At 74.2% G+C, this 8,900-nt stretch carries 6 protein-coding genes; 4 read left to right on the forward strand and 2 right to left on the reverse strand.

The window, feature by feature from the left end; all coding sequences use genetic code 11:
* The first annotated feature begins 91 nt into the window (after positions 1-91).
* A complete protein-coding gene (locus tag ACFW1A_RS34410) occupies positions 92-1,180 on the forward strand; it encodes a hypothetical protein (RefSeq protein WP_380416155.1) in 1,089 nt (362 codons plus the stop codon).
* Between the two features lie 233 nt (positions 1,181-1,413).
* A complete protein-coding gene (locus ACFW1A_RS34415; RefSeq protein ID WP_380416158.1) occupies positions 1,414-2,016 on the forward strand; it encodes a superoxide dismutase in 603 nt (200 codons plus the stop codon).
* Between the two features lie 85 nt (positions 2,017-2,101).
* Here the strand turns inward: ACFW1A_RS34415 and ACFW1A_RS34420 are convergent, their stop codons facing one another.
* Positions 2,102-3,922 carry an alpha-galactosidase gene (locus tag ACFW1A_RS34420; RefSeq protein ID WP_380416160.1) on the reverse strand — a complete coding sequence of 607 codons (1,821 nt, stop codon included), beginning with the start codon at positions 3,920-3,922 and terminating at the stop codon, positions 2,102-2,104.
* 168 nt (positions 3,923-4,090) lie between these two features.
* A complete protein-coding gene (locus ACFW1A_RS34425; RefSeq protein ID WP_380416162.1) occupies positions 4,091-6,232 on the reverse strand; it encodes an alpha-galactosidase in 2,142 nt (713 codons plus the stop codon).
* Between the two features lie 156 nt (positions 6,233-6,388).
* On the opposite strand from ACFW1A_RS34425, the gene ACFW1A_RS34430 reads away from it, so the two are divergent.
* Together ACFW1A_RS34430 and ACFW1A_RS34435 are read left to right on the forward strand one after the other, a co-directional pair.
* Complete coding sequence (locus tag ACFW1A_RS34430) at positions 6,389-7,546, forward strand: ROK family protein (protein ID WP_380416164.1); 1,158 nt, start codon at positions 6,389-6,391, stop codon at positions 7,544-7,546.
* A gap of 78 nt (positions 7,547-7,624) precedes the next feature.
* Positions 7,625-8,896 (forward strand): ABC transporter substrate-binding protein, encoded by a 1,272-nt coding sequence (locus tag ACFW1A_RS34435; protein WP_380416166.1) that lies wholly within the window; start codon positions 7,625-7,627, stop codon positions 8,894-8,896.
* Positions 8,897-8,900: the final 4 nt, after the last annotated feature.

Genomic DNA, 8,900 nt, shown 5'->3' on the forward strand with positions numbered 1-8,900 from the left:
TACCGCAACTTGGTACACCCCACGGGGGGTAACGGGGCCCCGCCCGTGAACCGCCCGGTCCCCGCTCCCTCACCGCAAAGGACCACGGACCGTGCCGCGCACCCTGGGCCGTCTCTGCGCCGCCCTCCTCACCGCAGTCCTCCTCACGGCTGTGGCCTCCTGCACCCGGAGCACCCCGGCGCCGCCCCCCGCGTACGCCGCCGGCACCGTCATCGTCGCCGCCGACGGTCACGGCGCGGTCCTGATGGACCCGGCCACCAACACGTTCACCGGCATCACCGCCGACGGGGCGAAGGCGTGGACCGAGAAGGACCTGACCACCTCCGGAGTGACCTGCGTGCGCGCCTGCCCCGACGCGGTCCTCTCCGGTGCCGGGCCGGTCGGTTCCGCCGTCCCCGGCAACGACCTCGTCTGGCACATCGGGTCCGGACGCCAGGACGTGGCCCCGCCGACCGCCGACTTCCAGATCGTCCGGGCCGAGTCCGCGTCCGACTACCTCGCCGTGGACGCCGATTCGCTGCGGTCCGTGCGCGACGGGCGGTCCAGCACCGCGCCGCTGCCCGCCGGGAACCGCCAGTACCGGGTGAGCCCGGACGGCACCGAGGTCGTGCTCAGCATCCGCAGCGCCGGCGCCGGGTCGGCCGGCGACTGGGCCCTCTACACGGTCTCAACGGCCCAACCCGCCGCATTCGCACGACTGGTGGCCGGCACGACGCCCGGCCCGGTCGGCTGCGTCTCCAGCGTTCAGCACTCGGCGGTGACGCTCAGTACCCCGGCCCTGGAGGTCGACCTGGCCACCGGGCAGGCCAAGCAGGTGCTCCCGGCCGACTTCCACACCAGCCTGTGCACCGTGTCCGGATCCACCCTGTTCGCCGCAGCCGTGAAGATGGGGACCACCGCGGTCAGCCAGAGCGTGGCCACCGCGGACCTGGCCACCGGCAGTCGCCTCCCGGTGCAGTTCGGCTTCAGCGGCAGCCAGACCCTGGCCGGGGTGGGTACGTGCGGTCTGGCGACCAGCGGCGGCAACCTGGTCGCGTACCAGGGCGGCGGCCGCTCCGACATCGTCCGACGGGGTGTCATCGACGCCTATACCGTCGCGGACGGGGAGGCCGTCGTGCTGACCGACCGCGGTGCCCTGGAGCCCGTGCACAGCTGCACCGCCGACGCGAAGCAGCGATGAGTGGCAGGACGGCACACGGCCGAGGTGGTGCGGGGCCGGCCGGTGTCCCGGCGGGCGCCGGTTGGGAAGACGATCGCCAGGAAGGGAGGCGCGCCCGGCCGGGGGTGCTTCCGATCGACTGACGGGCCGACCCCGCGTCAGACATGCTGTAGCAGTGTGGTCGCTATTGCAAGTCATACGCAATAGTGTGTCGAGCGACATGATCCTCCACGCCTGAAAGGGGCCGTGTCCTGATGGGCACTTACACGCTGCCTGACCTGCCGTACGACTACTCCGCCCTGGAGCGGGCGATGTCGGCGGAGGTCCTGGAGCTGCACCACGCCAAGCACCACGCCGCCTACGTCAAGGGCGCCAACGACACGCTGGAGCAGCTCGCCGAGGCCCGCGACAAGGAGCAGTTCGGCGGGCTGGTCGGCCTGCAGAAGACCTTCGCGTTCCACCTGTCCGGCCACGTGCTGCACTCGCTGTTCTGGCAGAACCTCTCGCCGGAGGGCGGCGACCGCCCGGAGGGCGCCCTCGCCGACGCCGTCACCGAGCACTTCGGCTCCTTCGAGGCCTTCCGGAAGCAGCTCACCGCCGCCACCGTCGGGGTCCAGGGCAGCGGCTGGGGCATCCTCTCCTGGGAGCCGCTGGGCCGGCGCCTGATCGTCGAGCAGGTCTACGACCACCACGGCAACGTCGGCCAGGGCACCACCCCGCTGCTCGCCTTCGATGCCTGGGAGCACGCCTACTACCTGCAGTACCGCAACGTCCGCCCGGACTACGTCACCCGGCTGTGGGACGTCGTCAACTGGCAGGACGTCAGCGCCCGCTTCGCCGCCGCCAGCAGCGCCTGACACGGGTGGCCGGCGGGCGTGCCCGGCGTGCCCGCCGGCCCTGTGTGGCGCGGTGCCGCGGTCACCGCACGAGGGTTCCGGCAGCTCACTTCGCCGCGCCGAGCACGAAGAGGCTGGAGGTCAGGGTGAGCGTGCACAGGCCCGAGGGCGGCACCTCGATCTCGTGCGGGCCGGCGGTGAGCGGGAGGGTGGTGTCCTGCTGCCGCTGGCCGCGGGCGTCGTAGCTGCGCAGCCGGACCACGCGCGGCGGTCCCGAGGCCTCGACCACCAGGCGTGAGGAGGCGGTGGCGTTGACGACGGTGAGGGTGCGCCAGGCCTCCGGCGGGAGCGGGACCGGGCGGTCGGCGTACCGGGTGATCACGCGCCGGTTCCCCAGGGTCGAGACCACCAGGGGGTAGAGCTCGTCCGGCCGGCCGGGCTCGTAGTGGCCGCCGAGCAGCACGGCGGAGAGCCGGCGCCAGGTGGCGAGCCAGAAGGCCACGGTGGCCCGCTGGGCCGCGGGCAGCTCGGCCAGGCGCATCGAGAGCTGCGGGACGGCGTGCAGCCCCCCGTGGAGTTGGCGGGCCACCGCCTCCGGGGATGCGTCCGGCTCCCAGGCGAGCAGGTCGGAGTGGACCGCGCCGCCCGGTGCCAGCAGGGCGATGTCCAGGGTCCGGAACCGGTTGGCCACCGGGTTGCCCGGGCTCGCGGTGGGCCGCAGGGCGTTGCCGAAGGGGGTGGCGGCGGGGCCGGTGCAGCCCTCGCCCAGTTCGAGCAGGAAGTCGTCCCCGCGCGCGGACCGCAGGGCGCCCCGGATGTCGGCGAGCAGGCGCGCCATCGCCTGCCCCAGGTCCGGGATGAACCCGGGGGCCGGGCGGTCGGGCGCCGGTGCGCCGGAATAGGCCAGCGCTTCGCCCAGGAAGTCCAGCTGCAGGCCGTCCGGTTGGTAGGCGGTGGCCAGGGTGCGGCAGGTCTCCACCAGGTGGCGGCGCACCTCGGCGCGGCGCGGGTCGAGGATGCGGCAGTCGAGGTGCCGCGCCTGGTGCGGTGCGAAGGGGGCCCAGCGGCGGTGGGCCGCCGAGCCGCGGCCCAGCAGCAGCGGGGCGATCCACAGCACCGGCCGCAGCCCGGTGCGCCGGACCGCCCGGACGTGCGCGGCGAGGTCGGGGAACCTGGCCGGGTCCGGCCGCCAGTCGCCGTGGCCGGCGTAGCCGGGGCCGGGCCCGCGGCGCTGCCAGCCGTCGTCCAGCAGCAGGCGGCCGAAGCCCAACTCGGCGGCCAGCACGGCCTCCTGTTCCACCTCGGCGGCGGTCGCGGAGCGGCCGAACGGGTAGCGGGTCGAGTAGACCGGCGTGCGGCCGAAGGAGGGCATCGGCAGCGGTTGGGCGTCCGGCAGGCCGGCCAGCCAGACCCGCAGTCGGCGCAGCGCCGCCGCCACGGTGCCGCCGGGCGCGACCAGGCGCAGCCGACAGGACTGGTCGGCGGCCAGCGGGAAGCGCAGCCACACGCCGAACCGCCCGTGCTGCGCCGACGCGCCGAACCGGACCAGGGTCTCGGTGACCGTGCGGTCGGCGGCGAAGGCGAGCAGGGTCCGTCCGGCGCCGTCGTGCAGGGCGCCGACCGGGGCGGAGCGCAGCAGCGAGACCGGGCGCCAGGGGGTGTGGTCGGCGCGGACGGTGCGTTCCCAACCGGCGTCCGGATGCCAGTAGCCGGCCGCACCGTCCAGCGGGACGTCCAGCCGGACGGTCACCGTGGTGGTCTCCGTCGTGGTCAGCAGGAGATCGGCGCCGGCGCAGTCCGCGCGCTGCACCGCCAGGGTGACGGCGGGGGAGTCCGCGCTGATCCGGGCGCCACAGGCCGGGAGCGACTGGTCCCACTCGGCCCAGGGGGCGGCGTCGAGGGCGGGCTGGTGGCGGCTGATGTCCATGGCAGGACCTTTCTGCGGGCCGCGCGGGGGCGTCCCGGATGATGCGCAGGCAGAACTGATGGTCCGTCAGTGCTTGTGCTGCTGGGGGGGAACGGGAGGGCGACTGCCGACCCGGCCGGGCGCCGCGGCGGGGCGCCCGGCAGCGACGGCCGCGGCGGTCGGGCGGTGTCAGCGGCCGGTGGTGGCGCAGGGGCCGCTGATCCGGCGCAGCCGGATCAGTGAGCTCGCGTAGTCTCCGGCGGGCAGCCGCGGGTCGATGCCCCGGCCGACCAGCAGGGCGCCGCGGTGGGCGGTACCGGTCTGCAGGTCCAGGTAGCGGGCCGTCGGATCCAGCGCGGGCAGCGGGAGTTCGGCGGTCGCGTGGCCGAACCGGGCGGCGGGGCGCCAGACGAGGACCGCGTGCTCGCCGCCGTCCGCGGCCGCGTAGTGCACGCCGGTGACCCCGCCGGGGGCGGTCAGCCGGAACTGGCGGCCGCGTTGCACCAGCGGGCGGATCTCCTTGTAGCGGGCGACCAGTTCGGCGGTCTCGGCGAGCTCCTGCTCGGTCCAGCGGGCCAGGTCGCCGCCCAGGCCGAGCGCGCCGGCCATCGCGACGTGGCCGCGGAACCGCAGGGGGGTGGCCCGGCCGGTGGTGACGTTGGGACTGTCGGTCACCCAGGCGGCCATGGCCTGGGCGGGGAAGAGCTGGCTGAAGCCGTGCTGGATCCCGAGCCGGTCGACCGGGTCGGTGTTGTCGGAGGTCCAGGCCTGGTCGGTGCGGGCCAGCACGCCCTGGTCCACCCGCCCGCCGCCGCCCGCGCAGGCCTCGATCCGCAGGCCCGGGTGGTCGCGGCGCAGCCGGTCCATCACCCGGTACACGGCGCGGGTGTGCTCGATCCACAGTCGGTCCGGGTCCGGGTGGCCGGGCCAACCGGCCTCGGTGACGACCCGGTTGGCGTCCCACTTCAGCCAGTCGACGTCGTTCTCGCGGACCAGGCGGTCCAGCGTGGCGTGCGCCCAGGCCGCCACCTCGGGGCGGGCGAAGTTGAGCATCAGCTGGTGGCGCAGCTCGGTGGCGTCCCGGGTCGGGGCGTGGACGACCCAGTCGGGGTGGGCCCGGTGGAGGTCGCTGTCGCGGTTGACCATCTCGGGCTCCACCCAGAGCCCGAAGTCCATGCCCAGGTCGTGCACCTCGTCGGCCAGCGGGCGCAGCCCGTCGGGGAACGCCGCGCGCCGCGGTGTCCAGTCGCCGAGGCCGGCCCGGTCGTTGGTGCGCGCGCCGAACCAGCCGTCGTCCAGCACGAAGAGCTCGGCGCCCGCCCGGGCGGCCAGCCGGGCCAGTCGGAGCTGGCCGGGCAGGTCCACGTCGAAGCCGGTGGCCTCCCAGGAGTTGTAGACCACCGGTCGGTCCCGGTCCGGTTCGGGCAGGACGGTCCGGCGCAGGTGGTCGTGCCAGGCGCGGCTGGCGGCGCCGAAGCCGCCGGCGGTGTACAGCCCGGCGAACACCGGGGTGTGCAGGGTCTCGCCGGGCTGCAGGGTCCAGCTCAGGCCCTCGTGGCCGAAGCCGCCGGTCCAGCTGGTCCGGCCGACCGGGTCGCGGTGCACGGTGATCCGCCAACTCCCGCTCCAGGCGAGGGCGGTGCTCCAGACCTGGCCGTGCGTCTCGGTGGCGGTCCCGTCGTCGAGGGCGAGCCAGGGGTTGGCGTGGTGGCTGGTGAGGCCGCGCCGGCTGGTGAGCACCGTCTCGGCGACCGGCAGGCGGTCGCGGTGCAGTTGGAACTCGCTGTTCCAGCCGCCGACCAGGTGGCTGAGCCGGTAGTCGGGCAGTGCGGGGGCCGTCCAGCAGGCCGAGTCCAGCCGGTCCACGGCGATCGGTCCGGTGCCGGCGCCGCCCGTGTGGGTGAGCTCGGTCCAGCGTTCGACGACGTCGCTGCCGGGGCGGACCCGGTAGCAGAGCTCGGCGGTGAGGGGGTAGCGGCGGTCGGCGAGGCGCAGGCGCAGTTCGTGGTCGCCGACGGTGTGGCCGGCGAGGGTCCACTGGGCGCCGCGGGTGCCGTCCGCGAACCGCACCTGGAGGCCGGCCGGGCCGAACCGCGCGCCGGTCTGCGGCGCGAGCTCGTCCGGGGCCGGATCGGCCTCGAAGCTGCTGGCGGCGGGGGAGGCGTGGGCGGGGAGTGCGGCGAGCTCCGCGGGGTCGAGCGGTGCGCCCCAGTAGAGGTGCCGGGGGCTGCCGTCGGCGCCGGTCCGCAGGGCGTAGACGCTGTGCGGCGTCCGCAGCACGGCGAGGCCGCGGGCGGCGTCGAAGGAGAGGGGCGGGGGCTTGGCGGGCACGGGCGGTCCATGGGGTCTGGGCAGGCGGCGAGGTGCGGGAGCGCGAGGCCGGCGAGCGGATCGCGCGGGTGCCGCGGAGACGGCCAGAGCCTAGGTCCGGCCTGGGTCCGAAATCAATACTGGACAAAGTTATTTATTTCTCGGTACGTTGCCGCCGTGTTTCCGAACCCGTCGCACCCGCTGGTCACCGCACCGGCCGAGACCGCGATCCTCAGCCTCCTGCTGGCCGAGAGCCCGCTCAGCCGGGTCGAACTGGCCCGCCGGACGGGGCTGTCCTCGACCGCGGTGACCAAGGCCGCCCGGCCGCTGATCCGGGACGGCTACCTCCACGAGCTGCCGCCCGAGCGCACCGCGCCCGGAGCCGGCCGCCCGGTGAACCCACTGGCGATCACTCCCGACCGGGAGTTCTTCGTCGGCGTGAAGATCAGTGCCGACGCGCTGTACGGCACGGTCTGCGACCTGCGGGCCCGGATGCAGGTCACCGGCCGGCGTCGGCTGACGGCCCGCGACCCGGGTTCGGTGTGCACGCTGATCGCCGATCTGGTCGACGAACTGCTTGACAGCGAACCGGAGTTCAGGCAGCGTACCGGCCACCTCGGGATCGCCGTCTCCGGTGACGTGGACCGCGACCGGGGCCTGGTGCGCTACTCCGTGCTCCCCGGGTGGCAGGACGTGCCGCTCGCCGGGATCGTCTCGGCCGCGACCGGGCTGGCCGTGAGCATCGAGAACGACGTCAAGGCCCTGACCGTCGCCGAGCACTGGTTCGGCGAGGGGATCGGCACCGAGTACTTCGCGCTGGTCACCATCGGCGCGGGCATCGGCTCCGGACTGGTCGTCAACGGCGAACTGGTCACCGGGGCCTACGGGGTGGCCGGCGAGTTGGGCCACACCTGCGTCGATCCCGCCGGTCCGCGCTGCCACTGCGGCTCGGCCGGCTGCGTCGAGGCGATCGGCTCCAGCGACGCGATCCTCGCCGGCGTCCGGCGGGCCGTCGCGGACCAGGACCTCGACTTCGACGGCGCCGTACGACTGGCCCGCGACGGCCACCCCGCCGCGCAGCAGGTCTTCGTCGCGGCCGGCCGGGCCATCGGTACCGGCATCGCCACCCTGGTGAGCCTGCTCGGACCCGAGCGCGTCGTCGTCACCGGCGAAGGGCTCGACACCTTCGACCTCTTCGGCAGCCACATCGAGGCGGCCTACACCGCGCACTGCTTCAAGGCCGCGGCGAAGTGCCCGCTGACCCTGCGGCCACTGCCGTGGGAGGAGTGGGCCCGCGGTGGCGCGGTCGCCGCCATCCAGACCCTCTTTCCCTGACGGACCGTCACTACCCCCAACGGATCCCGCCCCCTCGGGATCCCGCACACCGACCCCACCCAGCACCAAGGATGCGAAATGAGCGCACAGAGAACCCACCTCAGCCGCAGAGGCTTCCTCGGCGGATCGCTGATGGTCGTCGCCGGAGCCGTGGTCGGCTGCGGCACCCACCCGACCGGCGGGTCCTCCGGCGGTGCCAGGACCACCCTGAACGTCTGGTACCACGCGTACGGCGAGGCCGGCACCCAGCAGGCCGCCACCCGCTACGCCACCGCGTTCACCAAGGCCAACCCCGACATCGCGGTCAAGGTCACCTGGGTGCCGGGCGACTACACCAGCAAGCTCAACGCCTCGCTGCTCACCGAGGCCGCCCCCGACGTCTTCGAGACCGGCGACTTCAGCGAGAGCCTGGCCCGCCGCGGCCAGATCGCCGCCCTGGACGACCTCTACGGCAGCGCCGGACCCGACTTCAACAAGGGCGACCGCGACGCCGTCACGGTCGAGGGCAAGCGCTACGGCGTCAAGATGATCGACGACATCATGATGCTCTACTACCGCAGGAGCGTGCTCTCCAAGGCCGGGATCACCCCGCCGCAGACCTTCGACGAGCTGGTCGCCGCGGCGAAGGCGCTGACCACCAAGGACGGCAAGGGCCTGTTCGTCGGCAACGACGGACTGGGCGACACCCCGATCCTGGCCGTGCTCTCCAACCGCGGCGAGCTGGTCGCCAACGGCAAGGCGGCCTTCGACTCGCCGCAGGCCGTCGAGGCGGTGGCCGGCCTCAAGCGCCTGCACGACGACCAGTCCCTGCAACTTGGCTTCACCACCGACTGGTGGGACCCGGCGGCCTTCACCCAGAACGTCGTGCCGATGCAGTGGTGCGGTCTGTGGGCGATGCCCCAGATCAAGACCGCGCTCGGCGACGACTTCGGGGTGCTGCCCTGGCCCGCCTTCAAGGCCGGCGGCACTCCCGTGGTCCGGGTCGGCGGCTGGACCAGCTGCGTCAACGCCAAGGGCCGGAACGTGGACGCGGCCAAGCGGTACGTGCAGTGGCTCTGGATCCAGCAGACCGACCTGCAGAAGGACTGGGCCGAGGGCTACGGCTTCCACATCCCGCCGCGCAACTCGGTGGCCGCCGCCGCCGACAAGCTCGCGACCGGGCCCGCCAAGGAGACCGTGGCGCTGGCCGCCAAGTACGGCAGGAACAACCCCGGCACCTGGGACAGTGCGGTCGGCACCCTGTTCAGCAGCGCCGCCGCGAAGATCGTCACCGGCGGCGACGCGGCCGCGCTGCTCGCCGCCGCGGCCCAGCAGGCCCAGGCCGACATCGACAAGCAGATCTCCGGATGAGTAC

Origin of the sequence: Kitasatospora sp. NPDC058965, assembly GCF_042741245.1 — a bacterium.
Lineage (GTDB): Bacteria > Actinomycetota > Actinomycetes > Streptomycetales > Streptomycetaceae > Kitasatospora.